Source organism: Paraburkholderia sacchari, from assembly GCF_000785435.2.
In the GTDB taxonomy this organism is placed as follows: Bacteria; Pseudomonadota; Gammaproteobacteria; order Burkholderiales; family Burkholderiaceae; genus Paraburkholderia; species Paraburkholderia sacchari.
The window spans coordinates 1096781-1122331 of record NZ_JTDB02000002.1 but is presented as its reverse complement, the minus strand read 5'-3'; the positions used below and the strand labels follow the sequence as shown (position 1 = coordinate 1122331).

At 66.0% G+C, this 25551-nt stretch carries 25 protein-coding genes; 16 read left to right on the top strand and 9 right to left on the bottom strand.

Annotation, left to right across the window (positions count from 1 at the left end; genetic code table 11):
• Positions 1 to 47: 47 nt before the first annotated feature.
• The 6 genes from NH14_RS11725 to NH14_RS11700 all read left to right on the top strand — a co-directional run bounded on the left by NH14_RS11725 (position 48) and on the right by NH14_RS11700 (position 5262).
• Positions 48 to 350 carry a hypothetical protein gene (locus tag NH14_RS11725; protein ID WP_237179583.1) on the top strand — a complete coding sequence of 101 codons (303 nt, stop codon included), beginning with the start codon at positions 48 to 50 and terminating at the stop codon, positions 348 to 350.
• A gap of 64 nt (positions 351 to 414) precedes the next feature.
• On the top strand, positions 415 to 1827 hold the full coding sequence (gene dcm / locus NH14_RS11720; RefSeq protein ID WP_084225469.1) for a DNA (cytosine-5-)-methyltransferase: 1413 nt from the start codon (positions 415 to 417) through the stop codon (positions 1825 to 1827).
• A 33-nt stretch (positions 1828 to 1860) separates the two neighbouring features.
• Positions 1861 to 2310: a very short patch repair endonuclease gene (locus tag NH14_RS11715; RefSeq protein ID WP_035527294.1), complete on the top strand. Its 450-nt coding sequence runs from the start codon at positions 1861 to 1863 to the stop codon at positions 2308 to 2310.
• A gap of 177 nt (positions 2311 to 2487) precedes the next feature.
• Entirely contained in the window at positions 2488 to 2991 is a 504-nt protein-coding gene (locus NH14_RS11710; RefSeq protein WP_035527297.1) for a YbhB/YbcL family Raf kinase inhibitor-like protein, read from the top strand.
• A gap of 112 nt (positions 2992 to 3103) precedes the next feature.
• Positions 3104 to 4543 (top strand): MFS transporter, encoded by a 1440-nt coding sequence (locus NH14_RS11705; protein WP_084225471.1) that lies wholly within the window; start codon positions 3104 to 3106, stop codon positions 4541 to 4543.
• A 158-nt stretch (positions 4544 to 4701) separates the two neighbouring features.
• Positions 4702 to 5262, top strand: coding sequence for a hypothetical protein (locus NH14_RS11700; protein WP_035527301.1), 561 nt, complete (start codon positions 4702 to 4704; stop codon positions 5260 to 5262).
• Between the two features lie 118 nt (positions 5263 to 5380).
• Here NH14_RS11700 and otsA read toward each other — a convergent pair whose 3' ends face one another.
• From otsA to NH14_RS11675, 5 genes are all read right to left on the bottom strand, one after another.
• Complete coding sequence (gene otsA / locus NH14_RS11695) at positions 5381 to 6823, bottom strand: alpha,alpha-trehalose-phosphate synthase (UDP-forming) (RefSeq protein ID WP_035527304.1); 1443 nt, start codon at positions 6821 to 6823, stop codon at positions 5381 to 5383.
• 170 nt (positions 6824 to 6993) lie between these two features.
• Positions 6994 to 7230, bottom strand: coding sequence for a hypothetical protein (locus NH14_RS11690; protein ID WP_035527307.1), 237 nt, complete (start codon positions 7228 to 7230; stop codon positions 6994 to 6996).
• 143 nt (positions 7231 to 7373) lie between these two features.
• Positions 7374 to 7562, bottom strand: a complete 189-nt coding sequence (locus NH14_RS11685; RefSeq protein ID WP_035527310.1) for a hypothetical protein — start codon at positions 7560 to 7562, stop codon at positions 7374 to 7376.
• Positions 7563 to 7686: 124 nt separating this feature from the next.
• Positions 7687 to 9072, bottom strand: coding sequence for a sigma-54-dependent transcriptional regulator (locus tag NH14_RS11680; protein ID WP_035527313.1), 1386 nt, complete (start codon positions 9070 to 9072; stop codon positions 7687 to 7689).
• A 379-nt stretch (positions 9073 to 9451) separates the two neighbouring features.
• Positions 9452 to 9802 carry a hypothetical protein gene (locus tag NH14_RS11675; RefSeq protein ID WP_035527317.1) on the bottom strand — a complete coding sequence of 117 codons (351 nt, stop codon included), beginning with the start codon at positions 9800 to 9802 and terminating at the stop codon, positions 9452 to 9454.
• A gap of 416 nt (positions 9803 to 10218) precedes the next feature.
• Here NH14_RS11675 and NH14_RS11670 point away from each other — a divergent pair, with 416 nt between their 5' ends.
• The 3 genes from NH14_RS11670 to NH14_RS11660 all read left to right on the top strand — a co-directional run bounded on the left by NH14_RS11670 (position 10219) and on the right by NH14_RS11660 (position 12780).
• Complete coding sequence (locus NH14_RS11670; RefSeq protein ID WP_052148098.1) at positions 10219 to 11349, top strand: sigma-54 interaction domain-containing protein; 1131 nt, start codon at positions 10219 to 10221, stop codon at positions 11347 to 11349.
• A 229-nt stretch (positions 11350 to 11578) separates the two neighbouring features.
• Positions 11579 to 12208, top strand: coding sequence for a hypothetical protein (locus NH14_RS11665; protein WP_084225473.1), 630 nt, complete (start codon positions 11579 to 11581; stop codon positions 12206 to 12208).
• Entirely contained in the window at positions 12205 to 12780 is a 576-nt protein-coding gene (locus NH14_RS11660) for a hypothetical protein (RefSeq protein ID WP_052148100.1), read from the top strand. Before NH14_RS11665 ends, NH14_RS11660 begins: the two co-directional genes overlap by 4 nt.
• Positions 12781 to 12842: 62 nt before the next feature.
• On the opposite strand, the gene NH14_RS11655 is transcribed toward NH14_RS11660, so the two are convergent.
• Both NH14_RS11655 and NH14_RS11650 read right to left on the bottom strand, forming a co-directional pair.
• Positions 12843 to 14198 carry an ABC transporter ATP-binding protein gene (locus NH14_RS11655; protein WP_035527323.1) on the bottom strand — a complete coding sequence of 452 codons (1356 nt, stop codon included), beginning with the start codon at positions 14196 to 14198 and terminating at the stop codon, positions 12843 to 12845.
• Between the two features lie 30 nt (positions 14199 to 14228).
• Positions 14229 to 16001: an ABC transporter permease gene (locus NH14_RS11650; protein ID WP_035527326.1), complete on the bottom strand. Its 1773-nt coding sequence runs from the start codon at positions 15999 to 16001 to the stop codon at positions 14229 to 14231.
• A 343-nt stretch (positions 16002 to 16344) separates the two neighbouring features.
• Between NH14_RS11650 and NH14_RS11645 the strand changes: the two genes are divergently transcribed.
• The gene (locus NH14_RS11645; protein WP_035527328.1) at positions 16345 to 18039 is read left to right on the top strand and encodes a sensor domain-containing diguanylate cyclase; all 1695 of its coding nucleotides are present in this window, start codon (positions 16345 to 16347) and stop codon (positions 18037 to 18039) included.
• 172 nt (positions 18040 to 18211) lie between these two features.
• Positions 18212 to 18478, top strand: coding sequence for a double-stranded DNA-specific endonuclease (locus NH14_RS11640; protein ID WP_028219326.1), 267 nt, complete (start codon positions 18212 to 18214; stop codon positions 18476 to 18478).
• Between the two features lie 82 nt (positions 18479 to 18560).
• Here the strand turns inward: NH14_RS11640 and NH14_RS11635 are convergent, their stop codons facing one another.
• On the bottom strand, positions 18561 to 19877 hold the full coding sequence (locus NH14_RS11635) for an ATP-binding protein (protein WP_035527333.1): 1317 nt from the start codon (positions 19875 to 19877) through the stop codon (positions 18561 to 18563).
• Entirely contained in the window at positions 19861 to 20592 is a 732-nt protein-coding gene (locus NH14_RS11630; RefSeq protein ID WP_035527335.1) for a response regulator, read from the bottom strand. The genes NH14_RS11635 and NH14_RS11630 overlap by 17 nt, the downstream gene beginning before the upstream one ends.
• 231 nt (positions 20593 to 20823) lie before the next feature.
• Between NH14_RS11630 and NH14_RS11625 the strand changes: the two genes are divergently transcribed.
• From NH14_RS11625 to NH14_RS11605, 5 genes are all read left to right on the top strand, one after another.
• On the top strand, positions 20824 to 21396 hold the full coding sequence (locus NH14_RS11625; protein ID WP_035527338.1) for a Spy/CpxP family protein refolding chaperone: 573 nt from the start codon (positions 20824 to 20826) through the stop codon (positions 21394 to 21396).
• 434 nt (positions 21397 to 21830) lie between these two features.
• Positions 21831 to 22607, top strand: coding sequence for an ABC transporter substrate-binding protein (locus NH14_RS11620; protein WP_035527616.1), 777 nt, complete (start codon positions 21831 to 21833; stop codon positions 22605 to 22607).
• Between the two features lie 171 nt (positions 22608 to 22778).
• Complete coding sequence (locus tag NH14_RS11615) at positions 22779 to 23468, top strand: ABC transporter permease (protein ID WP_035527341.1); 690 nt, start codon at positions 22779 to 22781, stop codon at positions 23466 to 23468.
• Between the two features lie 19 nt (positions 23469 to 23487).
• On the top strand, positions 23488 to 24210 hold the full coding sequence (locus tag NH14_RS11610; protein ID WP_035527343.1) for an ABC transporter permease: 723 nt from the start codon (positions 23488 to 23490) through the stop codon (positions 24208 to 24210).
• A 29-nt stretch (positions 24211 to 24239) separates the two neighbouring features.
• A complete protein-coding gene (locus NH14_RS11605) occupies positions 24240 to 25022 on the top strand; it encodes an ABC transporter ATP-binding protein (RefSeq protein ID WP_035527346.1) in 783 nt (260 codons plus the stop codon).
• The last annotated feature ends 529 nt before the right edge of the window (positions 25023 to 25551 follow it).

The following is a 25551-nucleotide window of genomic DNA, read 5'->3' as shown; positions in this document are numbered from 1 at the left end:
GTCACCCAACCCTCAAGCTGGGGCCGGAACTGTCGTAATCTTCGGGCATGGACACACTACGTCCCCTCCCGGCCGGCCACCTGTTGTCGAGTCTCCTCGACCAGGATATCGCCCATATTCGGCGCGTCATGCCGCTTTCGCTCGCGGGCGATTTCGGCGGACCGATCCTCGCCCCTTCCTACTGGCGCATGCGCCTGCACCAGCTGCTCGCCACCGGCCACGTCAATAAAGGCCAGCTCGCCGATATCGACAGCCTGCTGTTCCAGATCGAATTGCATGAACTGAACGCCGCGTCGGAGGAGGCGGCCAGCGCGAAGCACGCCGTCGGCAACGGCGCTGGCCGTCGCTAACCGCTTTTAGTCTCTGGTCCGCCGCGCGCGGAAGTCCTGGTGCTGGGGTCGTCCATCGGACATAATGTCCGCCAAAATACCCAGAGAGGACTTCGTGCACCCGGCCCATTCGCTAGACCTGCTTCAGCAGGCACGCCAGCGCTTCACGCAGCAGCAGATCGCCGCCCACGTCGGCAAGGACGTCAAGACCGTGCGCCGTTGGGAAAAAGGCGAAACGCCGTGCCCCGCCATGCTCGAAGCCGCGCTGCGCGAGCTCTTGCACAGCGCCGATACGGTCGCGGGCTCCGGCGCGAAATCGTCCAGCCGGCAACCCGCGCGCTTTCGCTTCGTCGATCTGTTCGCGGGCATCGGCGGCATTCGCAAGGGCTTCGAGGCGCACGGCGGCGCCTGCGTCATGACGAGCGAGTGGAATCCGTTCTCCAAGAAAACCTATCTGGAAAACTACGCGCAGACGGATGCGCAGTCGAATGATGCGGGCCATATGTTCGTGGGCGACATCGTCGAATTTCCCGCCGCCGAGGTGCCCGACCACGACGTGCTGCTCGCGGGCTTTCCGTGCCAGCCGTTCTCCATCGCGGGCGTTTCGAAGAAGAACGCGCTCGGCCGTCCGCACGGCTTCGAGTGCACGACGCAAGGCACGCTGTTCTTCGACGTCGCGCGCATCATCGCCGAGAAGCGGCCCGCCGCCTTCCTGCTCGAGAACGTCAAGAATCTCCTTTCACACGACCACGGCCGCACCTTCGACGTGATCCTGCAGGTGCTGCGCAACGAGCTCGGCTACGACGTGCATTACCGCGTAATCGACGGGCGCCATTTCACGCCGCAGCATCGCGAGCGCATCATCATCGTCGGCTTTCGCGAGCCCACGCCGTTCACGTGGGACGCGCTCAGCCTGCCCGAGGAAGGTCCACGTCTCGGTTCGATCCTGCACCGCACCGACGGCAGCGAGCCCGTCCTGCCCTGGGACGGCGAACGCTTCTTCGATCACGCGGCGCGCCAGGTCCAGCCGAAATACACGCTCACGCCGGGACTGTGGGCCTATCTGCAGCAATATGCGGAGAAGCATCGCGCGGCCGGCAACGGCTTCGGCTACGGCCTCGCGTTTCCGGGCAGCGTCACGCGCACGCTCTCCGCGCGCTATCACAAGGACGGCAGCGAGATTCTCGTGCATCAGGGCGAAGGCCTGCGTCCGCGCCGCCTCACGCCGCGCGAATGCGCGCGCCTGATGGGCTTTCCCGACACCTTCCGCATTCCGGTGAGCGACACCCAGGCGTACCGGCAATTCGGCAATAGCGTCGTGATGCCGGTGATGCGCGAAGTGGCGCGCACGATGATGCCGCATCTCGATACGGCGCTGGCGCGCTCACGCGCGGCGGCTGAGTCCGTCGATTCGGCGCCGGTTTCGCCGCCCGCTTCGTCTCTCGTCTCGGCTCCCGTCTCGCCGGCCGGGTCCCAACCCGCCGCCGCGCCGGCCTGAGCGCCAGCTCGCGCGAACCGCAAAAGGCGCGCCATGGTCGACGTCGTCGACACCGCCACGCGCAGCCGGATGATGTCGGGCATCCGCGCGCGCAACACGAAGCCCGAAATGCTGGTGCGCAGCCTGTTGCATCGGCGCGGCTTTCGCTTTCGGCTCGACGTGCGCGAACTGCCGGGGCGCCCCGACATCGTGCTGCCCCGCTATCGCGCCGTGGTGTTCGTGCACGGCTGCTTCTGGCACGGTCATCAGTGTGCGCTCTTCAAGTGGCCGGCCACGCGGCCGGAATTCTGGCGCGCAAAGATTGCGCGCAACCGCGCCAACGACGCAAAGGCCCTCGCCGCGCTCGCGGCCCAGGGATGGCGCGTGGCCGTGATCTGGGAATGCGCGCTGCGTGGTGCCGCGCAGGATCCGCAGGCTGTCGTGCAGCGGCTCGCGCATTGGCTCGAAGACCCCGCAAGCAGTTGGTTCGAGGCGCGCGCCTGAGCGTCGTTCACGACCCAGGCCGCCCCAGGAGCGTTCCAGGCACAGCCGACGCCCGGCCATAGCGCCACGCCACGCAGTGATAAACTGGACCGTCTGCCGGCGTCCCCCGGCAACGCGACGCCCGACTTGTGACGCCCGACGCATCCATTTCAGAATTGAACGAGAAGGAGGCAACCGATGGCTGATTTTCGACTCTGGTCCGATGACTTTCCGAGTAACGGTTTCATGCCAAAGGCGCAGGAATTCGACGATCGAGCCTTCGGCGTCGATGGCGACAATGTTTCGCCCTCCTTGCAATGGGACGCGCCGCCCGCCGACACGCAAAGCTTCGCGCTCACCGTCTACGACCCGGATGCGCCCACGGGCAGCGGCTTCTGGCATTGGGTGGTCGTCAACATCCCGGCCGACGTGCGCTCGCTCGCGCTCAACGCGGGCAAGGCTGATGGCAGCCTGTTGCCGCAAGGCGCGGTGCAGGTGCGCAACGACTACGGCACGGTCGGCTTCGGGGGCGCAGCGCCGCCGCGCGGGGACAAGCCACACCGCTACATCTTCCGCATCCATGCGCTGAAAGTCGCGCAGTTGCCGGTCACGCAGGAAACCACCAACGCGGTCGCCCGCTTCATGACGCACCTGAACGAGATGGACTCGACCACCTGGGTCGGGCTCTACGAACTGAAGTAACGCTGAAGCCACCGCGGCTAGCGCGCCTGGCGCACGTCGCGCAACACAACGCAGCACCATGAAAACGCCCGGCGGCGCATGTCAGGCTCGACGCGCGCCGCCCCTCTCATCGATGCCCACATCCACGCTTGCCGCCTCGCGCGCCGATCCCGCCAATCCCGTCGATCCCTCCGGCGACCTCGAGACCGGGCTGCCCTTCCCTCAACGCTATTACGCGATCCTCGTAGTCGCGCTCGGCATCACGCTCGCAGTGCTCGACGGCGCGATCGCCAACGTCGCGCTGCCGACCATCGCGCATCACCTCAATGCGAGCGCCGCGAGCTCGATCTGGATCGTGAACTCGTATCAGCTTTCGGTAACGATCTCGCTGCTGCCGCTCGCCTCGCTCGGCGACCGCATCGGCTACCGGCGCGTCTACCTGTGGGGCATGGCGCTCTTCACGCTCGCCTCGCTCGGCTGCGCGCTCTCGACCTCGCTGCCCGAGCTCACGATCGCGCGCACGGTGCAGGGCTTCGGCGGCGCCGGCATCATGAGCGTGAACACCGCGCTCGTGCGCATGATTTACCCGCGCGCGCAACTCGGGCGCGGCATCGCCATCAATGCGATGGTGGTGGCGATCGCTTCGGCGGTGGGCCCGACGCTTGCGTCGGGCGTGCTCGCCATCGCTTCGTGGCCGTGGCTCTTCGCGATCAATGTGCCGATCGGCATCGCGGCGCTCGTGCTGGGCCTTCGCGCGCTGCCCGTCAACGAACGGCATCCCGCGCCCTACGATCTGCTGAGCGCCGTGCTTAACGCCCTCGTGTTCGGGCTCCTGATTTTCGCTGTCGACGGCCTCGGCCACGGCGAAGGCCGCGCGTGGGTCGCACTCGAATTCGCGGGGGCGCTCGTGATCGGCTGGTTCTTCGTGCGGCGCCAGCTCACGCAACCCGCCCCGCTGTTGCCCGTCGATTTGCTCGCCAATCCGGTGTTCGCGCTGTCGATCGGCACCTCGATCTGCTCGTTCTGCGCGCAGATGCTCTCGTTCGTGGCGCTGCCGTTCCTGCTGCAGGAGACCTTCGGCTTTTCGCAGGTGCAGACGGGCCTGCTCATGACGCCCTGGCCGCTCGTGATCATCGGCGCGGCGCCGCTCGCGGGGGTGCTCTCCGACCGCTATCCGGCCGGCATGCTCGGCGGCGTGGGGCTCGCGCTCTTCGCGCTCGGGCTCGTCTCGCTGGCCTCGCTCGCGACGCTGCATGCGCAGCCCACCATCGTCGAGATCAGCTGGCGCATGGCGTTGTGCGGCGCGGGCTTCGGCATTTTCCAGTCGCCCAACAACCGGCAGATTCTCTCCTCCGCGCCACGCGAGCGCAGCGGCGGTGCGAGCGGCATGCTCGGCACGGCGCGGCTCACCGGCCAGACGCTCGGCGCGGCGCTGGTCGCGCTGATCTTCGGCGTCGCGCCGCAGCATGGGCCCACCGTGGCGCTCTATGTGGCGACCGCTTTCGCAGCGCTTGCGGCGGTGGTGAGCGTGCTGCGGCTCATGCCGCGGCGCGGCGCGGCCACGCAGGGGTAACAACGCGCCCACGCCGGCCACGCCCGCTGCATCCGCCGTGGCACCGGTAACCCGCGCGAACATGCACTAACATGGATTCATTGGCGCCCGCCCCGCAGCATCCGCCGAAGGTTCGGCGCCGCTCGTCAGGCGAGTCAACCTTGCGAAGGGGGATTCCCATGTCTCTGATCGTCGCAGGCCGGTTCACGACCTTCCCCGCCGCCGAAGCCGTGGCCGAAAAGCTGTTCGCGCGCGGCTTCATCGAGGAAGACGTCAACCTTTTTTTCGTCAATCCGCGCGGCATGCATGACGTGCACCGCAGGTCGCATCCCGCGCATGCCGATGCGCTATCGCCGCATCGCCAGCGCAATATGACGTTGGGCGCGGTCGCAGGCGCCGTGGTGGGCATCGCGCTGTTCGGCGCGCTGCTAATGGCGTCGCTGCCGTCCACCGTGATCGCAGCGATCGTGGGCGCGTGGCTTGGCGCGCGCATCGGCGCGGGCTGGCAGCATCGGGCCGAACACGCGGAACTCGTGCATCGTGAAGCACGCCAGTCGGGCGTGCTGCTCGCGGTGCATGTGAGCGCAGAGAATCAGGCAACGGCTGCGCAAGTCCTGCGCGAGGCCGGCGCCGACGATCTCGAGCGCGCCTCGGGGCAATGGAACGGCGGCCACTGGGCCGACTTCGACCCAACCCGGACGCCTACGCCATATGGCCAGGCGGGAACGCAGCGGGCCTGACAGCGCCGGCTGCCGGTAGCCGATAACCGACAACATCGGGCACGGCGGGCAGCCGCGCTCGAGTCGTCGTGCGCATGCCCGCGGCGCACACGATAGACCTGTGTTCGCCCGGGTGCGCTCAGTTCGCCTTGCTCGTCGTAGCCGCTTTCACGGGCGCGGCGCTGCGCGCCTTCGCGGTGACAGAAGCCGCCGTCGCCACGCTGCGCAGGTCGGCGAGGAAGGTGTCGCGCCACACCGAAAGATTGTTCTCGCGCAGCAAGGCCATCATGTCCTCGTAACGCGAGCGGCGCTCCGCGTGCGGCATCGAGAGCGCGCGCTCGAGCGCCTCGGCGGTCTGGTTCAGATCGTAAGGATTCACAACAAGCGCGCCCGGCAACTGTTCGGCGGCGCCCGCGAACTGCGAGAGCACCAGCACGCCCGGATCTTCGGGATCCTGCGATGCGACGTACTCCTTCGCAACCAGGTTCATGCCGTCGCGCAGCGGCGCGACATAGCCCACCTGCGCCTGGCGGAACAGCGCCATCAGCAAATCGCGCTCGTATTTGCGGTTCAGATACTGGATCGGCGTCCAGTCGAGCTGCGCGAAACGGCCATTGATGCGGCCCGCCTCGCCTTCGAGATTGCGGCGGATCGCCTGATAGGTCTGCACGTCGGAGCGCGTAGGCGGCGCGATCTGCAGGAGCGAGACGCGGCCATGCCAGCCCGGGCCGTTCAGCAGCATGCGCTCGAACGCCTGGAACCGCTCGGCGAGCCCCTTCGAGTAATCGAGCCGGTCGACGCTCATGATGAGCTTGCGCCCGCGCATGGCGTCGCGCAGGCTGCGCGCGGCCTTGCGGTCGGAGAACTGCACGGCGGACTTCGCGATCGCATCGGGATAGATGCCGATCGGGTAGGCGCCCACCTTCAGGAAGCGATCCCACGCGTGGACCATGCCGTCCTCGCTCGACGTGCCATGGCCGCCACGCTCGACGTAATCGAGGAACGCCTGACGGTCGGCGTCGGTCTGGAAGCCCACCACGTCGTAGTCGCACATGAAACGCATCAACTCCTCGTGCGGCGGCACCGAGCGTATTACTTCCGGCACCGGCAGCGGGATATGCAGGAAAAAGCCGATCGGATTCTTCACGCCGAGCTCGCGCAGGCTGCGCGCGAACGGGATCAGGTGATAGTCGTGCACCCAGATGATGTCGTCGTGCTGAAGCAGCGGCTGCAACTGACGCGCGAGCGTCGCGTTCACGCGCAGATAGCCGCTGTATTCCTGGCGCTCGTAGCGCGCGAGATCATTGCGATAGTGGAAGGTGGGCCAGAGCGTCGTATTCGAGAAACCTTTGTAGTACTGGTCATAGTCGCGCCGGGTGAGGCCCACCGTGGCGTACGTGACGCTGCCCTGTTGCTCGATGACGGGGGCCGCCTGCTCCGTAACGGTCTCGCCGCTCCAGCCGAACCAGACTCCGCCAGTTTCCTTCAGGGCGTCGAGCACGCCGACCGCCAGCCCTCCGGCTGCCGGGCGCCCTTCCTGTGTCGGTGCAACGCGATTCGATACCACGATCAGTCTGCCCATTGCGGGTGTACCTCCTGTTTCGTTGGGTGCAGAGGACGGTGCAAGGACAATTGAAGCAAGAGTCGTGCCTCCTCCAGGCCCAGGCGCTCCAGACGCAAATCGCGGCGGCATCGGTTCGCGCGGCAAGCGCAAGCCGCAGCGCGCGTCAGGCGCTCTGCGAACGCGGCAAATCAGGCGTCCTGCTCGGACCCCAGATCGCGCTGATAGTCGAGTCCCTCCGCGCGCGCGCCGCCCTGATTGTGCTCGCCGTCGGGCGGCACGCCGGGCGCCGGGCGGTTCTGTCCGGCGGGATCGTGAGGGATGCCGGATGCCGGATCGGCAGCCGGATCGCCGCTCTTGCCGGCGGCGTCGCGCGGGCCGCGCTTGCCCGTGTAGCGGGCCGAGCGGCGCATGGCGGGATGTCTCATATCGATGCCTCCTGATGCCTTCTGATGCCTCGGCCGCGAACCTGCGGCAAGGCTGCGGTGTGCTTACAGTCTAGGGGCCGTCGCGTGAAAATGCCGGTAAAAATGGCGAAGCGTTTGTAACTCGTACATAAAAAGCACGAGTATCAGCGAACTTGCCTCGGCACCCCGTCGGCATGCGGCGCTTCGTCGGGCTCGGGCGGCGGATCGCCGATGGGCGGCGCATCAGGCGCATCGGGTTCGCGGTGCGGGGGATCGTCGGGCTGCGGCGTATGCGCAAGCGAGGGTGGCATGCGCGCAGGATCGGCGAGATTCGGTAATCGGCAGGTGAGCATCGGTCGCTCCTCGTGAGGTTGCACAGAGCAGGTTACAAACCACGTACCAGCGCCCGTACCAGCACACCTGTCCGTGCGCAAACCCGCGCGCCTGGACGCCTGCGGCCGTCGCCGGGAGCGGCGTTCAGGCGCCGCCTGCGACGCCCGTGGACGCTTCGCCCTTGCCGCTCTCATTGCCATACTCGACGAGCCGGTTATAAAGCGTCTTCAGGCTGATGCCGAGAATCTCCGCCGCACGCGTCTTCACGCCGCCGCACTGCTCGAGCGTCGCGAGAATCAGCTGTCGATCGGCATCGGCGAGCGAGGTGCCGAACGGAATCGTCACCGCCGTGCCCGCCACGGGCTTCGAAATCGAGATCTGCAGCGGCACGGCGGCCGTGAGCTCGCCTTCGGCGCCGGCCATGATGTGCGCGCGCTGCACGTAGTTCTTCAGCTCCCGCACGTTGCCCGGCCACGGATAGCTGGCCAGCGTCTCGCGCACGGCCGCCGGGAACTGCTTCTTCGTGCCGTGGCGTTCGTTGAGCTCGTCGAGGAACGCCTGGGCGAGCAGCTCCACATCCTTGCCGCGCTCGCGCAGCGGCGGCAGGCTGATCGGAAACACATTCAGGCGGTGGTAGAGGTCGAGCCGCAGCTTGCCCTCCTCAACGGCCTGCTCCGGGTCGCGGTTGGTCGCCGCGATCAGGCGCACATCGGTCTCGATCTCCTTGGTGGTGCCCACGCGCATGAACATGCCGGTCTCCAGGACGCGCAGCAGCTTCACCTGGAGCTCGATCGGCATTTCGGTGATTTCGTCGAGAAACAGCGTGCCGCCGTTCGCCCGTTCGAAATAGCCCTTGTGCTGACGATCCGCGCCCGTGAACGAGCCGCGCTCGTGGCCGAACATTTCCGACTCGATCAGATTCGGCGAAATCGCGCCGCAATTCACGGCGAGGAATTCGTGCTTGCGGCGCAGGCTCAGCTGATGGATGGTCTGGGCCGCGACTTCCTTGCCCGTGCCCGACTCGCCCACCAGCATCACCGACGCAGGCGTGGGGGCGACACGGCTGATCTGGTCGTAGACCTCCTGCATCGCCGGCGAGTTGCCCATCATGAGACCGAAGCGCCCCATGCGGCGCAACTCGCCGCGCAGCGTGCCGATTTCGGCCTTGAGGTCGCCCGCGCGCGGCAGGCGGTTAAGAATCGCCTTCACGCGCTGAAGATTGATCGGCTTGACCAGATAGTCGATGGCGCCCGACTTGAGCGCATCGACCGCCGTTTCCACGCTCGCGTGACCGGTGATGACGACGAGCTCCACGCCCGAGCGCGGGTCGAGGTCCTGAAACAGATCCGTGCCGCTGCCGTCGGGCAGCTTCAGGTCGGTAAAGACGACGTCCGGCATCTGCCGGATCAACTGGATACGCGCCTCGCGCAGGTCGCCGGCCTGCGCGGTGGTGAGTCCGTCTTCGGCCACCACGGCGGCGAGTGCTTCGCGGGTTTGCGCATCGTCATCGACAATCAATACATGTGGCATCGCGTCTCGTCAGCCCTGAAAGATGAGTGGCTCCCGTGCGCGGCAGCGCGGCAAGCACGGGCCGCGAGGCAATGTGAGCCCGCGCCGCAAACTTCGCGGCGCATGCTGTCGCGCTGCAGGGGAGTACGAAACGGTCGGGGGCGCTCAAGACGGCGATTGAGCGGTTTTAGCTGCGCTTGCGCAACAATACCGCGGCCAGCACGCAACCCGAACCTCGATTGTTGTGGATATGACCATTATAGACTCATTCGAGACAGGCTTGCGCGCGCTTGTCGGTGTCCTGCTGGAGCCCTGCCGGTGCCCCCGTCGGCGCGCTCCCGGCGCACGACGGCGCGAGCGCGCCCAGCGCGGGCCTCGCCGCTCGCACCGGCAGGCAGCTTCAGTGTCGCGTTACCGGGTCGCCGCCTCCATGCGGAAAAGGCCAGGCCGTGCCCGGCTCGTCGTTCGACGCGCCGTTGGCGGGCTCGAGCGCCGTCTTGCTCACCGTGCGTGCGGCTTTGGTCGGGTCGGCCATGCTCGCGCCGCTGTCCGAAGCGGCCACGCCCGGCGCGCCGGCGCCGCTCTCAACCAGTGCGCCGCCCTCGCCTTCCCACCGGCTCAGATCGCGATAGAAAGTCTGCCGCTGCATGCGGTGTCGTTGCGACCAGCGCAACGCCAGCATGCCCGCCGTCGCGCCCAGCGCGCCCACCGCAAACAGGGTTCCAATCAGTCCAGGCTTGTTTCTGGCCATATCGCATTCTCCCAATTTCGTTGCCGGCGAAGCGGATTCGGAACAGTTCGTGCTACACGATGCAGACGCATGCAGGATACGCCCGCTCATAACGTAGACGCGCTGCGCAGGTCCGAGTTGCACAGCACGAGCCATGCCATAAGGCCAGATCGATTGCCCTGCAAGGCGAGGCAGTGGTTAAATGTTTATGAGATGGATTCCGAGGCCGTCGGCGCGGCATCGTCCGCGCCAGTTCTGGACGGCCTGTAAGGACGGCCCGTAAGGACGGCCTGTCAGGACGACCTGCGGTATAACCGATGATAGCGGCCTGCCGGCTCCGCTTCCGGGTCTCGCCCACGCGCCGCGCCTGTACGACTGGCATTGCGAGCGCTTTCCGGCTTCTGGCCGCACACCCCAATTTGCAGGACGAATACGCCATGCCGTCAATCGAGCCGGGCCTGCCCGCCGCCGAACGAGACGATGAGCGCGCCGAAAGGTGCAATGAAAAGGCCAACGACACGCGCCGCAGCGACACTGCCGGCCCGCGTGTTGCCGGCTTGCAGTCGTACGGCTTGCTGTACGGCTCGTCGGCGATCATGCGGGAGCTTTACGGCCAGATCGAGCGCGTGGCGCTCACCGACGCCACCGCGCTGATCGTCGGCGAGTCGGGCACGGGCAAGGAGCTCGTGGCGCGCACGATCCACGCGCAAAGCACCCGCCGCGACGGCCCGTTCATCGCCGTGAACTGCGGCGCGATTCCCGACGATCTGATCGAAGCCGAGCTGTTCGGCCACGAAAAAGGCAGCTTCACGGGCGCCGTGCAGGCCCGCGACGGCCACTTCGAACATGCGCGCGGCGGCACTCTGTTCCTCGACGAAGTCACCGAGATGTCGCTGCTGCACCAGGTCAAGCTGCTGCGCGCGCTCGAAACCGGCGAGTACTATCCGGTCGGCAGCAACGAGGCGATACGCGGCGACGTGCGCATCATCGCGGCCACCAATCGCGATCCGGTGACCGCCGTGAAAGAGAACGCGCTGCGCGAGGACCTGATGTACCGGCTCGCGGTGTTTCCGCTGCGCGCGCCGCCGCTGCGCGAGCGCGAGCGCGACCGCGAACTGCTCGCCCAACTCTTTCTCACCGAACTCAACGAGGAAAGCGGCACGCAAAAGGTCTTCAGCAAGCGCGCGCTCGAGACCGTGCGCAACTGGTCGTGGCCCGGCAATGTGCGCGAGCTCAAGAATGCCGTGTACCGCGCGTTCATCCTGGCGGAGAAGACCGTCGAGATCGCCCATCCGCAACTCGTGCCGCGCGTGAAGAAGCCCGTCACCCAGGGCGACGCGATGAGCGTGTGGATCGGCACGCCGCTCGCGGATGCGCAAAAGCAGATCATCCTCGGCACGCTCAAGTACTGCGGCGGCGACAAGCGGCTCGCGGCGCGCACGCTTGGTGTGAGCCTGAAGACGCTCTACAACCGGCTCGGCAGCTACGGCGCCGAGGACAGCGACGCCAGCACGCCCGACGAAAGCACGAGCGATAGCGACGCGAGCGAAGCAGGCGACACGCACTAAACGCACTTACGTCGATACGATACGCACCCGCCAGCACGAGCGCATCGATTCAAAACGCACACGATGGTGGCGCGCGCAAGCATGTAACGACAATCGGCGCACGACGTTTTGCAATTTCTTGCACTTTCCCTATCCCCTTTGTATAGGCCATCCTGCACAATCCGCAGCACCAAAACGTGCTGGAGGTCCGCGCCGGGCAGCTTCCAGCCGCTAGTGGCAGGGAAATGACATGCAAGAACGAAGTGCTCTGGCGTGCAATGCGCCAACGTCGACTCCACGAATCGCGCCTTCGGCCATCGCGGCACGCTCCCGCCCCCTCGCTTCGAGTGCCCATTGGCGACGCACGGTATCGCTCACGCTGCTCGCCGCCGTGGCGAGCCTCGCCTGCTCCGCGTGCAGCTCGCTCTACTCCGAAGGCGCGCAGGCGGGCGCCGGCATCGCTGGCGCGGCAGTTGCCTCGAAGGTGACAAGCAACGCGGCTGTCGCCACCGGCATCGGTCTCGGCGCCGTGGCGGCCGCGAAGGCCGGCGTGCAGTATTCGGAGCGTGTAGTGCACCGCAACACCCAGGACAGTATTGCGAAGGCCGCCGGCCCGCTCGAGGTGGGCGGCGTGGCGCCCTGGTCCATCAGCCATTCGTTTCCCATCGAGGACGACGCGCATGGCCGCGTCACGGTCAGCCGCACGATCAGCACCGGCGCGCTCGACTGCAAGGAGATCGTGTTCTCCGTCGATCAGGACGCGACCAAGGATACGGCGGCCTCCAGCGCGTTCTACGTGGCCTCGGTCTGCCGCGACGGCGAGGCATGGAAATGGGCGTCGGCGGAACCGGCCACCGACCGCTGGGGCGCGCTGCAATGAGCGGGGCGCACGACTTCGCTGCGCGCAGGTCCTCCATCCCGCACGCGACTCCGTCCGTCAGGCCGCGCGCGGCTGCGCGTGTCGTCGCGCTTGCCGCGCTATGCGTGAGCGTCGCGCTCGCGTCGAGCGGCTGTTCGTCGATCGGCGCGGCCAGCGGCGCGGCGGCGGCCGCAGCCACCGGCATCGTGACGGCGAACCCTGCCGTGGGTCTGGGCGTGGGCATTGCGGTGCAGGCGGCCACCGACGAGGCCGTCAACCGCTTCATGAAGAGCATGCACGCCGACCAGCAGGAAATGCTCGCCGAAACCGCCGGGCGGCTGCCCGTGGGCGGCATGGACATCTGGCGCATCAAGCACCAGTTGCCGGTGGAAAACGGTCACGGCCAGGTGCGCGTGACGCGCGCGTTTGCTTCGGCGCTCGCGCTGTGCAAGGAGTTCGTGTTCTCGGTGCAGGACGGCGAAGCCGCCGACGCGCCCGAGCAGTGGTACACGGCCAGCACCTGCCACGACCAGGGCGGCTGGAAATGGGCGACCGCCGAGCCGGCGGTCGAGCGCTGGGGCACGCTGCAATAGCGCCTGAAGCGCCCCTGAAGCGTGCCTGAATTGCGCGTGGAACGGGCCTCAACCTGGCGCGCTCAGGACTCCACGTCTTCGAGACTGAATATCTCCGACTGGTCGTTATACGAGAAGATCTCGCCATAACGGCCCCAATCGATCACGGTGTCGAGCGTCTCTTCCGCGGCGCCGTCCGAAAGGAAGTCCTCCAGCTCCTGCTCGAAGCGCACGCGCGGCGCGCGATGCCCGGGGCGCTCGTTGAGCACCTTCTTGATGCGCGCCGCGAGCGGCACCTGACGCAGCAGATGCTCGGCGAACATCATCTTGCGCTCCTGCGTGCCGAATTCCGCAAACACGCGCGCGGGCGGCGTGAGCAGAACATCGCCTTCGCGCACGTCGGCGAAGCCGAGGTGCTGGAGCACTTCGGCGATCGGGAACAGATCGTCCACTTCCAGGTGCAGCGAGCGCGCGATTTCCGGCATGTCGGCGCGGCCGTGATAAGGCGCGGCCGCCAGCGTTTCGATCAGACCGGCCATCAAGTTCGTGGACACGCGCGGCAGCCAGCTGCCGAGCTCGAGCCCCTTCTTCGTCGCCTCGCCGGTCTGGCGCGCGGTCATCTTCGCGTAGATGTCGTCCACGAGCTTGCGGAACGCCGGATCCAGACGATTGCGCGGGTGCTTGAACGGCACCTTGATCTCGGCCACCACGCGCCCCGGATTCGACGACAAAACGAGAATGCGGTCGCACATGAACACCGCTTCCTCGATGTTGTGCGTGACGATCAGCACCGACTTGATCGGCAAGCGCCCTTGCGTCCAGAGATCGAGCAAGTCTGTGCGCAGCGTTTCGGCGGTCAGCACGTCGAGCGCCGAGAACGGCTCGTCCATCAGCATGAGCATCGGGTCCACCACGAGCGCGCGCGCGAAGCCCACGCGCTGGCGCATGCCGCCCGAAAGCTCGCGCGGGTAGGCGTTTTCGAAGCCGTCCAGACCGATCAGGTCGATGGCGGCCAGCGCACGCTCGCGGCGCTCGCGCGCGCCCACGCCCTGCGCTTCGAGGCCCGCTTCCACGTTCTGCAGCACCGTGAGCCACGGGAACAGCGCGAAGGTCTGGAACACCATCGCCACGCCTTCGGCCGGGCCTTCGAGTGGCTTGCCGCGCCACGTGACCTCGCCGGAGGTGGGCGAAATCAGCCCCGCGATGATGCGCAGCAGCGTGGACTTGCCCGAGCCGGAGCGGCCGAGCAGCCCGACGATCTCGCCTTCGCGCAGCGAGAGATTGGCGTCGTCGAGCACGAGCAGCTCGCCCTGGGTCTTGTTGAAGCCCCGGCACACGTTCTGCACGCGCAGGATTTCCTCGCCGACGCGCGGCGGATTCGGGACGCTCTGCGCATCGCCCAGCGTAGTCGTAGTGCTTAGGGTCTTGGGGTTTTGCATCGCTTTACCTTCGAGCCTTCGATTATTCGGTCAGTCGAGCCGCAGCCGGGACTCCGCGTAAGTGTAAAGGGGACGCCAGAGCACGCGGTTGAACAGCGTGACGAACAGCGACATCACGGCAATGCCGAGAATGATCTTCGGATAGTCGCCCGCGGCGGTCATCTGCGCGATATACGCGCCCAGGCCGTGCGCAGCGACCCTGGTGTCGCCCCACTGCACGAACTCGGACACGATGCTCGCATTCCACGCGCCGCCCGACGCCGTGATCGCCCCTGTGACGTAGTACGGGAAAATGCCCGGCAGCATCGCCTGACGCCACCACTGCCAGCCGCGGATGCGGAAATTCTTGGCCGCTTCCTTGTAGTCGTTCGGATAGGCGGTGGCGCCGGCAACCACGTTGAACAGGATATACCACTGCGTGCCGAGCACGATCAGCGGCGAGAGCCAGATATCCGGGTTCAGGTGGAAGCGCACGATCACGATCACGAACACCGGGAACAGCAGGTTCGCGGGGAACGCCGCGAGAAACTGCGCGAGCGGCTGCACCTTTTCGGCGAGCGCCGGACGCAGGCCGATCAGCACGCCGAGCGGCACCCAGATCACCGAGGCAAGCGCGATCAACAGAACCACGCGCAACAGCGTAATGAGGCCAAGCACGAACACATGGCCGACTTCGTCGAGCGTGACGCCGGTGCGCACGAACGCGAACACGCGCCAGACCACGTAGGCGGTGAGCGCGATCACGAAGACGGCCCAGATAACATCGCCGATCTTCGCGCGCAGACTTTCGCCGCGCGCCGGAGCGGGCGCCGCGAGGGACGTCAATGACAAGGTCAGCGCGGCGGGCAGCCGGAACGGCACGCGCGCGGCCTTTGCGAAGAACCAGCCCATCGGCACGAGCAGTCGATGAATCAGATGCGTGCGGCGGATCAGGTCGAGCAGCCACGACTCGGGCGCGTCGCCCGATGCGGTGTTTTCCATGCGGAACTTGTCGGCCCACGCCACCAGCGGGCGGAACAGGAACTGGTCGTAGGCCAGGATCACCACCGTCATCGTGAGAATCACCCAGCCCACCGCGTGCAGGTTCTTCTCCGTGATCGCCTGCGCCAGGTACGCACCAATGCCCGGCAGCGTAATCGTGTTGTTGCCCACCGTGATCGCTTCGGAGGCCACCACGAAGAACCAGCCGCCCGACATCGACATCATCATGTTCCAGATGAGGCCCGGCATCGAGAACGGCACTTCGAGCTTCCAGAAACGCTGCCAGCCCGTGAGATGGAAACCGCGCGAGACTTCATCGAGATCGCGCGGCACCGTGCGCAGCGACTGGTAGAAGCTGAACGTCATGTTCCAGGCCTGGCTCGTGAAGATCGCGAAGATCGCCGCGAGTTCCGCGCCCAGCACGCGCGAGGGAAACAGCGCGAGGAAGAACGTAACGGTGAACGAGATATAGCCGAGCACCGGCACCGACTGCAGGATGTCGAGGATCGGCACCAGCACCTGGCCCGCGCGCCGGCTCTTGGCCGCGAGCGTGCCGTAGACCAGCGTGAACGTGAGCGAGGCGACCATGGCCGCGAGCATGCGCAGCGTCGTGCGCATGGCGTACTCGGGCAGGTTGGCCGGGTCGAGCGAGATCGCCTGCGTCTTGAGCGTGGCGATGGGCGCCATGGTCTCGTGAAAGCCCACCACGGCCATCGCGATCAAACAGATGATCAGCGGGAACGCCACGAAGTCCCAGCGATTGGGCAGCACGCGCCACGCCGAGGCGTTGGCCGTGCGGTTCAGGTTGAAGCTGAAGTCCATTCAGGCGCTCTCCCGTGCTTGCCCGGTTCCAAAACGGCACGACACTACACAACGTTCATGACAGATTCAACCTCGCGTCCGATGCCCCTCTGTCTCATGGCGAAGCATGCAGGTTGCATCGACACAGCCCACCCCAAAGCGTCCGCGGGCTCTATCGCTCCATTGGAGAGTTAAAATCGTCGCACGGCAACGGCGGTCACCCGTAACACGGTTGTCCCACCCAGCCCCCCAATGTTTTACCGATTGCCCCGCTTTACCGGGACACCGGGCATCCCGCCCGCTAAACCACCATGTGCACAATGTGCACCCTGCGCACCATGCGCCCGAACGAACCAGAAGGCCGATGAACAGGAGACTCTTGCGTCAAGCCGCGTTGCCCCCCGTGGTCACGGTGGCGGCTGTCGTGGCGCTCGCGCTTGTCTGCTGGCTGGCCGCGGGCTGGCTCGCCAACCGCATGATGCGCCAGGAGCTCGACACCGCGCTCGGCGTGCAGCGCCAGATGACGCGCTCGGTCGTCGACAACATGGCCGAAGTCATCGCGAGCGATCTCTCGATGTCGCGCGCCATCCCCGCGACCATGGCCGAAACCCACGTGGTGCAACAGGCGCTGGTCGAGGCCGGGGATTATGCCGCGTCGCGCCCGTCCACGGAACTGGTGCGGCGCGCAGCATTGCAGCACGCTCCCGCGCTCGCGGCCGTCAACGGCTTCCTGCACGATGCCCAGGGGTTCTCCGGCTTCGACGCCATCTGGCTCGTGAACAACAACGGCATCTGCATCGCGTCGAGCAACGCCATGGAGAAAATCTCCTACGTGGGCGTCGACATGCGTGCGCGCAACTATCTGAGCGACACCCTGCTCGGCGCGTTCTCCGAAACCTATGGCGTCGGCACCTCGAGTGGCGAGCCCGGCATCTTCGTGGCCGCGCCCGTCTACGACAACGGCTTGCTGGTGGGCGCGGTGCTCGCCAAGGTCAGCATCGCGCGGCTGCGCCACTGGGTCACCCGCCCGGGAACCTTTGTCTCCGACAGCAACGGCGTGATCGTCATGGCGCACGACAGCAAGCTTGAAGGGCTCGCCATGCCCGGCTCCCATGTGCAGGAGATGAACGCCATCGACCGCGTGAACACCTATCTGCGCGAGCGCTTTGCCGAGCTCCCGCTGCACGGCGCCGGCGAGGCGGCGGCGCGCGAAGCGCCGTGGATATCGGAAAGCGCGGCGCAGGCGCTCGTGGAATTGCCCCGCCAGCGCACCCCGGCGCTTTACGAGCAACGCGGCGGACTCAATTCGGGGCTCACCGCCCATCTCGTCGATCCGCTCAACGGATGGCCCGAACTGCTCGCGAATCACCGGCGCGACCGGCTGCTGATCTTCCTCACGCTGGCGGGTTCGGTCACGCTCGCCGCCGTGATCTCGATCTCGTTGGTCCGCGAGCGGCGCCTGCACCGCGCGAGCAGGGATCTCGCCGAGCAACTGCAGGCCGCCAATTCGCTGCTGGCCGCCGAGGCGCGCCACGACGCGCTCACGGGCGCGCTCTCGCGCCGCTACTTCCTCGACCTGCTGCGCCACGAGATCGACAGCGCTTATGCGAACGGCAAGCCGCTCTGCATGGCGATCGCCGACCTCGACCACTTCAAGCAGATCAACGACCGCTTCGGCCACCCGGCCGGCGACCGCGCGCTCCAGCACTTCGTCGAGACCTGCCGCAGCGAGCTGCGCTCAGACGACGCGGTCGGGCGGCTCGGCGGCGAGGAGTTCGGCATCCTGCTGCCGGGCGCGACACTCGCCGCCGGGCAAGACGTGATCGAGCGGCTGCGCCGCCAGGTGAAAGCGAACGTCTGCGCCGGGCTGCCCAGCGAGGCGTATCTGAGCGTGAGCATCGGCATCACCGAACTCGCGGCGACCCAGGACCAGCCCGAACGCCTGATGAGCCGCGCCGATCTCGCGCTCTACATGGCGAAGGCCGCAGGCCGCGACCGCTGTGAAGCGATGGCTTCGGACGGCGCCGTGCCGCCGCGCACGGCTGCGGCGACCTGGTAATCCGCCCGGCCGGTTCGCGCTCAATCACTCATCGACGAAAGTCATTGCTCACTTAATTGCGAACCCGGCCCAGGGCTTTCGTCTCCAACGCGGTATCATCGAATGAACGGAGCGCGCGGCATCATGCGGCGCGCATCGCCGTGGCAAGTCGCTCAGCACATAGGAGGCATGCATGAAGGGAAATCTGGTCATCGTCTGCCGCGATCAGGATGCTCTCGCGTTCGACCAGTTGATGGTCGAATACGGCGCATTTCAGACGCGCCTGTCATCGACCGCGTGGTACCTGAAGCTCGAAGCCGCGCCCGAGCTGGTACAGGAAGAAATTCTTGCCCGCCTCGGCAAGTACACGACGCACTACATCTTCGAGGCCGACAGCGTCGTCTACAACACTGTGGACAGCGAGGCCGCGGCCGCGCTCGACACGCTGTTCTCGGCCTGACGCCACCTCACGCATATCGCGTAACATCCGGCGGCCTTGCCCGCCGCACGCTCCCCCGCCAATATGCGCCGCTCGCCGGCGCTCACCAGATCTGCGCCGCCTCGGCAACCGTGCGTTCGACCACTTCGAACGGAAACGTCATGCGCACTTCGAGGCCGCCACTCCCGCCATTGCCGATGGCGATCTCGCCGCCCGCGCGGCGCACGAGCCGCTCGACGATCGCGAGGCCCAGGCCGCTGTGGCCGTTGCCGCCGCGCGCCGGATCGAGCCGCACGAACGGGCGGCTCGCCTGCGTGAGGTCCTGGTCGGCAATGCCCTTGCCGTGATCGCCCACGGTCAGCGTGAATTCCTTCGCCCCGCGCGCAGTCTCGATCACCACGGGCGGCGCGCCGTAGGCGTGCGCGTTGTCGAGCAGGTTCGACACCACGCGCTCGAGCGTGGCCGCGGGCAGGCGGAACGCCGCTCCGGCATTCAGGCGGCGTTCGATCGCGAGCGTCTCGCCACCGACCGTGCGGTAATTGCGCGCGATGCGCTCGCACTGGTCGTCCACTTCAACGGGCTCGCTGCGGTCCGCGCCATCGTGCGCGAACACCAGGAACTGGTCGACGATATGCGCCATCGAGGTCACGTCGCGCACCACGCCGTCGCGCACCTTCTGCTCGTCCATCATTTCGGCGCGCAGGCGCAAGCGCGCGAGCGGCGTCTTCAGGTCGTGCGCGACCCCCGCGAGCATGACCGCGCGGTCTTTCTCGGTGCGCTCCACTTCCTTCACCATCTGGTTGAAACCGCGCGTGAGCTGGCGCATCTCGCGCGGCCCGCGCTCGGGCAAGGGCGGCACGGGCTGGCCGCGGCCAAAGCGCGCAACCGCCTGGGCAAGCGCGCGCAGCGGCTGCTGGAGCATCCAGGCAGCCACCAGCGCAGCGATCACCGCCGCCGTGAAAATGATGATGAACCATGGCACCGCACGATCGATCGGACGCATCGGGCGCAGCGGCTGCGCCGGCACCACGATCCAGCGCGCGTCCTGCGGACCGCGCACCCACAGCATGGGCGGATGCCCGGGCTGGCCGATGCGCACGTCTGTGCCGGCCGGCATGCGCTCGCGCAAATCGTCGACGAAACGGCGCAGGCCCGTGGGCATGTCGGGCTTGATGGCGGGCACCGCGGCGCTGGCCGGGTCGACCAGTTGCACGCGCGAGGGCAGCGGCTGATCGGGCTCGCGCTGCACGTGCTGGCGCACGGCGTCGACGAGGAACACGGCCTCTTCCACTGCGTAGCGCGACTGCATCTGATCGCGTTCGAGACGCATCAGCGCGAACCACGCGACGTGAGACAGGAGCAGAACGCCAATGAACAGCAGCGCGAACCGCCCGAACAGCGAATCAACCGGCCGGCGCATGGCTGTTCTGCTCGCCATCCGGCACAAAGACGTAGCCACGGCCGCGCACCGTCTGGATAAAACGCGGCGTGGAAGGGTCGGTCTCGAGGATGCGGCGCAGGCGCCACACCTGCACGTCGATGCCGCGGTCGGTGCCGTCGTACTCCGGACCGTGCAGCAGCTCGAGCAGGCGCTCGCGCGTAAGCGTGCGCATCGGGTGATTGACAAAGATCTTCAGCAGCGCGAATTCGCTGCCCGACAGCATGATGGGCTTGCCCTCCTGCTGCAGCGTGCGCGACTGGAAGTCGAGCACAAAGCGGCCGAATGAGAACGGCTCGCGCTGCTCGGGCGCGGCCGCCGAGGGCACCGTACGGCGCCGGCGCAGCACGGCCTGCACGCGCGCGAGCAGCTCGCGCGGGTTGAAGGGCTTGCCGAGATAGTCGTCGGCGCCGAGTTCGAGGCCGACGATGCGGTCCACGTCGTCCGCACGCGCGGTCAGCATGATCACGGGAATATCATCGCCCGACGCGCGCAGCTTGCGCAGCGCCGTGAGCCCGTCCACGCCGGGCATCATGAGATCCAGCACGATCAGGTCGGGGCGCTCGCGCTCGAGCCGCCGCTCGAGCGAGCCCGCATCGTGCAGCACCGACACTTCAATCCCCTGCCTCGCCAGGTAGTCGCGCAGCAGGTCGCGCAGTTCGACGTCGTCATCGACGACCAGAATTTGAGTAGCCATGGGACGAAGTGTAACGCGCGCGTGAAAGCCGTTTGCTTACACGGACGCGCTTTGGGTTACAGGGTGTTACCGCGAAAGGCGCACGTAATGTTGCGTAATGCCGGCCGACGGGGTGGTAACACGCGAGGTCGGTCTGCCCGATACGCTAGGGACACCGGTTGCGAGCGCCATCGACTTTCCCTGGCGTCGTGCCAGACCGGACACCTTCAAGGATTTGTCAGGAGCTTCACCATGAATAAGACCCCTTCGCGCCTTCTCGCCATCGCCGCCACCTCGCTTGCGCTCAGCTTCGCCGCCACCGCCGCCAACGCTCAAACGCCCCCGCCCCCGGCCAGCCCCGGCATGATGCATGGCGGCCCGGGCATGCATGGCGGCCGCGGCGTGCACGGCGATTTCATGACGGGTTTCAAGAGGCTGCATGACAAGCTGAACCTGAACGCCGCGCAGGAAAAGCAATGGCAAGCCGCGCTCGACACGATGAAGCAGAACCACGAAGCCATGCGCAAGAATCACGAGCAGATCAAGCAGCAGTTCGACTCGATGAAGAGCCAGCCGATCCTCGACATGAACGCGCTGCACGCCACGCATCAGAGAGTCGAGCAGCAGGACGCGCAACTGCGCGAGCAGACCGCGCAAGCGTGGCTCGCCTTCTATAACGGCCTGAACGATCAGCAGAAGACGACGGTAAGCTCGGCGTTCAAGGAGCGCTTCGCGAAGATGGAACAGCGCCGCGAGAAGATGCGCGAGCGTTGGGAGCAGTACCAGAAGGAGAACAAGGGCGCGGCTTCGGCGCCGGCGCAGTAAGCGCCTCGTGAGGCGCGGCGCGGGCGGAGCACCGCCCGGCGCGCCGGCCCTTGGCACACCATCGGCACAACGCCGCGGGATGCGAATCCCGCGGCGTTTTTCTTGGTGATATGGCACGCGAAGCGGTAGCCGACCGCGCCGGCCTGCGCATCGGGTAAAATACCGCGCTTTTCAGACGCCGGTCAGGGGCGCCCGGTTGGGCAGTCCGTATGGCCCATCAATCAGATACGAGCAACCGGCGCTGTCCGCGTCCGACCCGCATTTTTGATCGCCTAAAATGACGGCGCCCTTACAACGCGGCGCCCGCCCGGCGTCGCGCCCGTTTCCGCTTTGCATGGGACCGGAGTCACGAGCTTTGCATGGGGCCGGAGTAAGTGCTCAAGCACCCACTCCGGCCGACAGCCAAAGCGCGGATTCTGGTCGACAGGAGAATGATGAAGAAGTTCGCAGTGTGCCTCGCACTCGCCTTGTTGGCGGGCAGCGCCGCGGCCAAGGATTGGAAGACCGTGCGCATCGGCGTCGATGCGAGCTATCCGCCGTTCGAATCCAAGAACGCCAGCGGCCAGATCGTCGGTTTCGACGTCGACCTGACCAAGGCCCTCTGCGCGCGCATGAACGTGAAGTGCGTCTGGGTCGAGAGCGACCTCGACGGCATCATTCCGGCGCTCAAGGCCCGCAAGTTCGACGCGATCGTCTCGTCGTTGTCCGTCACCGACCAGCGCCGCCAGCAGATCGACTACTCCGACAAGATGTTCGACGCGCCCGCACGCATGCTCGCCAAGGCCGGCTCGCCGCTCCAGCCCACCGTGGCCTCGCTCAAGGGCAAGAACGTGGGCGTCGAGCAGGGTTCGACCCAGGAGGCCTACGCGAAGGCGCACTGGGCCGGCAAGGGCGTGAACGTCGTGACGTACCAGAATCAGGATCAGGTGTATCAGGACCTGATGTCGGGCCGCCTCGACGCGGCGCTCCAGGACGAGGTCCAGGCCGACTTCGGCTTCCTGAAGACGCCGCGCGGCAAGGGCTTCGCCTGGGCGGGCCCGGCCGTGGAAGATCCGGCAACAATCGGCGACGGCACCGCGATCGGCCTGCGCAAGGAAGACACCGACCTGAAGGCGAAATTCGATGCGGCACTCGCCTCGATTCACAAGGACGGCACGTTCGACCGACTCGCGAAGCCGTATTTCGACTTCGACATCTATAAAGGCAAGTAAAAGGCAAATAAGCAACAAGACGGAGACACACGGCGCCCATGGGCGCCGCCGTCGCGAAGCACGCGGCCAGCCACGCCGGCCGCGCATGAACCGACTTGAACCGCGGCAGCCTCTGCCGCGCCTTTCGCGGGGCGCCGTCCAGCGTTGAGACGCCCCGTTGAGGACTCACCTATGTTTCTTCAAGGCTACGGCCCGCTGATCCTCGCCGGCACCTGGCAGACCGTCAAGCTCTCGGTGCTCTCGCTCGCCCTCTCGTTCCTGCTCGGACTGATCGGCGCGGCGGCGAAGCTCTCGAAAAACCGCGTCACGTATGGCGCGGGCACGGCCTACACCACGCTCGTTCGCGGCGTGCCCGATCTCGTGCTGATGCTGCTGCTCTTCTACAGCATCCAGATCTGGTTGAACATGCTCACCGATTACCTCGGCTGGGACCAGATCGATATCGACCCGTTCCTTGCCGGCGTGATCGTGCTGGGCTTCATCTACGGCGCGTACTTCACCGAGACCTTCCGCGGCGCGTTTCTCGCGGTGCCGCGCGGCCAGCTCGAAGCGGGCCACGCCTATGGCATGACCAACTGGCAGGTGTTCAAGCGCATCATGTTCCCGCAGATGATGCGCTTCGCGCTGCCCGGCATCGGCAACAACTGGCAGGTGCTCGTGAAATCCACAGCGCTCGTCTCGATCATCGGCCTCGCCGACGTCGTGAAGGCCAGCCAGGACGCCGGCAAGGGCACCTTGCGCTTTTTCTTCTTCACCCTGCTCGCAGGCGCGATCTACCTCGTCATCACGACCGTCTCGAACTTCGTGCTGATGTATCTCGACAAGCGCTACTCCACGGGCGTGCGCAAAGCGGATCTCTGAATCGCGCGAGGCCAAGACCATGCAAGACTTCGTCCAACTGATCCAGCAATACTGGCGCAACTATCTTTATAGCGACGGCTATCACTTCACCGGCGTCGCCATTACCGCATGGCTGCTGGTGATTTCGATCGGCATCGGCTTCTGCCTTTCGGTGCCGCTCGCGGTCGCGCGCGTCTCAAAGCGCAAGTGGCTCGCACGGCTCGTGTGGCTCTATACGTACGTGTTCCGCGGCACGCCGCTCTACGTGCAGCTGCTGCTCTGCTACACGGGCCTCTACAGCCTCGACATCGTGCGCAACCACGAACTCACGAGCGCGTTCTTCAGAAGCGGCATGAACTGCACGCTGCTCGCATTCGCGCTCAACACCTGTGCGTACACCACCGAGATCTTCGCGGGCGCGATCAAGGCGACGCCGTATGGCGAGATCGAGGCCGCGCGCGCCTATGGCATGTCGCCCTTCACGCTGTATCGCCGCGTGATCCTGCCTTCGGCGCTGCGCCGCGCGCTGCCCTACTACAGCAACGAAGTCATCCTGATGCTGCACGCCACGACCGTGGCGTTCACGGCCACCGTGCCCGACATCCTGAAAATCGCGCGCGACGTGAACTCGGCGACCTACCAGTCGTTCGGCGCGTTCGGCATCGCCGCCCTGCTGTACCTGATCATTTCTTTCACGCTCGTATGGCTGTTCCGCCAAGCCGAGCGCCGCTGGCTCGCGTATCTGCGACCTCAAGGTAAATGAGGGCAAGTGAGCCCGCACCGAGGTATTTGATGAATTCCCAGAAACAAAAACTTTTCGTCGATTCGCTCCACAAGAAATACGGCGACCATGAAGTCTTGAAGGGCGTTTCGCTCAAGGCGAACGCCGGCGACGTGATCAGCGTGATCGGCTCGTCCGGCTCGGGCAAGAGCACGATGCTGCGTTGCATTAACTTTCTTGAGCAACCCAACTCGGGCCGCATCATTGTCGACGGCGAGGAAGTGGCGACCCGCGCCGACAAGCGCACCGGCGCGCTGCACGCCGCCGATTTGAAGCAGTTGCAGCGCGTGCGCACCAAGCTCGCGATGGTGTTCCAGCACTTCAATCTGTGGTCGCACATGAACGTGCTCGAAAACGTGACCGAGGCGCCCGTGCACGTGCTCGGCATCTCGCGCAAGGAAGCCGAGGACCGCGCGCGCACGTATCTGGAAAAGGTCGGCCTCGCGCCGCGCGTGGAGACGCAATATCCCTCGCATCTCTCGGGCGGCCAGCAGCAGCGCGTGGCCATTGCGCGCGCGCTCGCGATGAACCCCGACGTCATGCTGTTCGACGAGCCCACCTCGGCGCTCGACCCGGAACTCGTGGGCGAAGTGCTCAAGGTGATGCAGAAGCTCGCCGAGGAAGGCCGCACGATGATAGTCGTCACCCACGAAATGGGTTTCGCGCGCAACGTTTCGAACCACGTGATGTTCCTGCACCAGGGCCGCGTGGAAGAAGAAGGCGTGCCGGCCGACGTGTTCGCCAGCCCGAAAAGCGAGCGCCTGCGCCAGTTCCTCTCGGGCAGCCTCAAGTAATCCGGACCATCATGTAGTCGACTACATGCCGTCGCGGCAATGTAGTAAAAGCAATATTTCAAGGCGCTTTCAGCGCCTTTTCTTTTTGCCTTCAAAGGGCTGCTTCGAACACTCCCGATACGCGTCGAATTCGCGCATTTTGCTCTACGCCTGACGATATTTCGCGTCAATAGTGGCAATCCTGAAGATCCTCCGCCAGCAAACGTGTGTGCCTTGTCCTGCAAGGCTTTAAGCATACTTTTCGGATCGTGCTGACCAGCATCCAGGAAACACGTATGGCAATTTGACGACACCCCAGCACCCACAAGCGATTTCGGTCGCCAGCGTCAGCCTTTTTTGCTAAATTAGTAACCAAAGTAGCAAAACAAAGTTCATTAAAAGTAGTTTCACTTCAAATAAGAACGGGAGATGCCAGTCAACTAGGGGATCTGCAAGACGACTCGAACAGGTTGTCCTGCTCGCATCGTTCCGCACGCCGATCCTCGGGTCACGCTCCCTACGCGACAATTTCTGTCCGCGACATCCCGAA

What these genes read in the sequence shown, in the direction of transcription:
- NH14_RS11725 (WP_237179583.1), top strand. Translation starts at nt 48, where the DNA reads ATGGACACACTACGTCCCCTCCCGGCCGGCCACCTGTTGTCGAGTCTC.
- dcm (WP_084225469.1), top strand. Translation starts at nt 415, where the DNA reads ATGTCCGCCAAAATACCCAGAGAGGACTTCGTGCACCCGGCCCATTCG.
- NH14_RS11715 (WP_035527294.1), top strand. Translation starts at nt 1,861, where the DNA reads ATGGTCGACGTCGTCGACACCGCCACGCGCAGCCGGATGATGTCGGGC.
- NH14_RS11710 (WP_035527297.1), top strand. Translation starts at nt 2,488, where the DNA reads ATGGCTGATTTTCGACTCTGGTCCGATGACTTTCCGAGTAACGGTTTC.
- NH14_RS11705 (WP_084225471.1), top strand. Translation starts at nt 3,104, where the DNA reads ATGCCCACATCCACGCTTGCCGCCTCGCGCGCCGATCCCGCCAATCCC.
- NH14_RS11700 (WP_035527301.1), top strand. Translation starts at nt 4,702, where the DNA reads ATGTCTCTGATCGTCGCAGGCCGGTTCACGACCTTCCCCGCCGCCGAA.
- otsA (WP_035527304.1), bottom strand. Translation starts at nt 6,823, where the DNA reads ATGGGCAGACTGATCGTGGTATCGAATCGCGTTGCACCGACACAGGAA.
- NH14_RS11690 (WP_035527307.1), bottom strand. Translation starts at nt 7,230, where the DNA reads ATGAGACATCCCGCCATGCGCCGCTCGGCCCGCTACACGGGCAAGCGC.
- NH14_RS11685 (WP_035527310.1), bottom strand. Translation starts at nt 7,562, where the DNA reads ATGCTCACCTGCCGATTACCGAATCTCGCCGATCCTGCGCGCATGCCA.
- NH14_RS11680 (WP_035527313.1), bottom strand. Translation starts at nt 9,072, where the DNA reads ATGCCACATGTATTGATTGTCGATGACGATGCGCAAACCCGCGAAGCA.
- NH14_RS11675 (WP_035527317.1), bottom strand. Translation starts at nt 9,802, where the DNA reads ATGGCCAGAAACAAGCCTGGACTGATTGGAACCCTGTTTGCGGTGGGC.
- NH14_RS11670 (WP_052148098.1), top strand. Translation starts at nt 10,219, where the DNA reads ATGCCGTCAATCGAGCCGGGCCTGCCCGCCGCCGAACGAGACGATGAG.
- NH14_RS11665 (WP_084225473.1), top strand. Translation starts at nt 11,579, where the DNA reads ATGCAAGAACGAAGTGCTCTGGCGTGCAATGCGCCAACGTCGACTCCA.
- NH14_RS11660 (WP_052148100.1), top strand. Translation starts at nt 12,205, where the DNA reads ATGAGCGGGGCGCACGACTTCGCTGCGCGCAGGTCCTCCATCCCGCAC.
- NH14_RS11655 (WP_035527323.1), bottom strand. Translation starts at nt 14,198, where the DNA reads ATGCAAAACCCCAAGACCCTAAGCACTACGACTACGCTGGGCGATGCG.
- NH14_RS11650 (WP_035527326.1), bottom strand. Translation starts at nt 16,001, where the DNA reads ATGGACTTCAGCTTCAACCTGAACCGCACGGCCAACGCCTCGGCGTGG.
- NH14_RS11645 (WP_035527328.1), top strand. Translation starts at nt 16,345, where the DNA reads ATGAACAGGAGACTCTTGCGTCAAGCCGCGTTGCCCCCCGTGGTCACG.
- NH14_RS11640 (WP_028219326.1), top strand. Translation starts at nt 18,212, where the DNA reads ATGAAGGGAAATCTGGTCATCGTCTGCCGCGATCAGGATGCTCTCGCG.
- NH14_RS11635 (WP_035527333.1), bottom strand. Translation starts at nt 19,877, where the DNA reads ATGCGCCGGCCGGTTGATTCGCTGTTCGGGCGGTTCGCGCTGCTGTTC.
- NH14_RS11630 (WP_035527335.1), bottom strand. Translation starts at nt 20,592, where the DNA reads ATGGCTACTCAAATTCTGGTCGTCGATGACGACGTCGAACTGCGCGAC.
- NH14_RS11625 (WP_035527338.1), top strand. Translation starts at nt 20,824, where the DNA reads ATGAATAAGACCCCTTCGCGCCTTCTCGCCATCGCCGCCACCTCGCTT.
- NH14_RS11620 (WP_035527616.1), top strand. Translation starts at nt 21,831, where the DNA reads ATGAAGAAGTTCGCAGTGTGCCTCGCACTCGCCTTGTTGGCGGGCAGC.
- NH14_RS11615 (WP_035527341.1), top strand. Translation starts at nt 22,779, where the DNA reads ATGTTTCTTCAAGGCTACGGCCCGCTGATCCTCGCCGGCACCTGGCAG.
- NH14_RS11610 (WP_035527343.1), top strand. Translation starts at nt 23,488, where the DNA reads ATGCAAGACTTCGTCCAACTGATCCAGCAATACTGGCGCAACTATCTT.
- NH14_RS11605 (WP_035527346.1), top strand. Translation starts at nt 24,240, where the DNA reads ATGAATTCCCAGAAACAAAAACTTTTCGTCGATTCGCTCCACAAGAAA.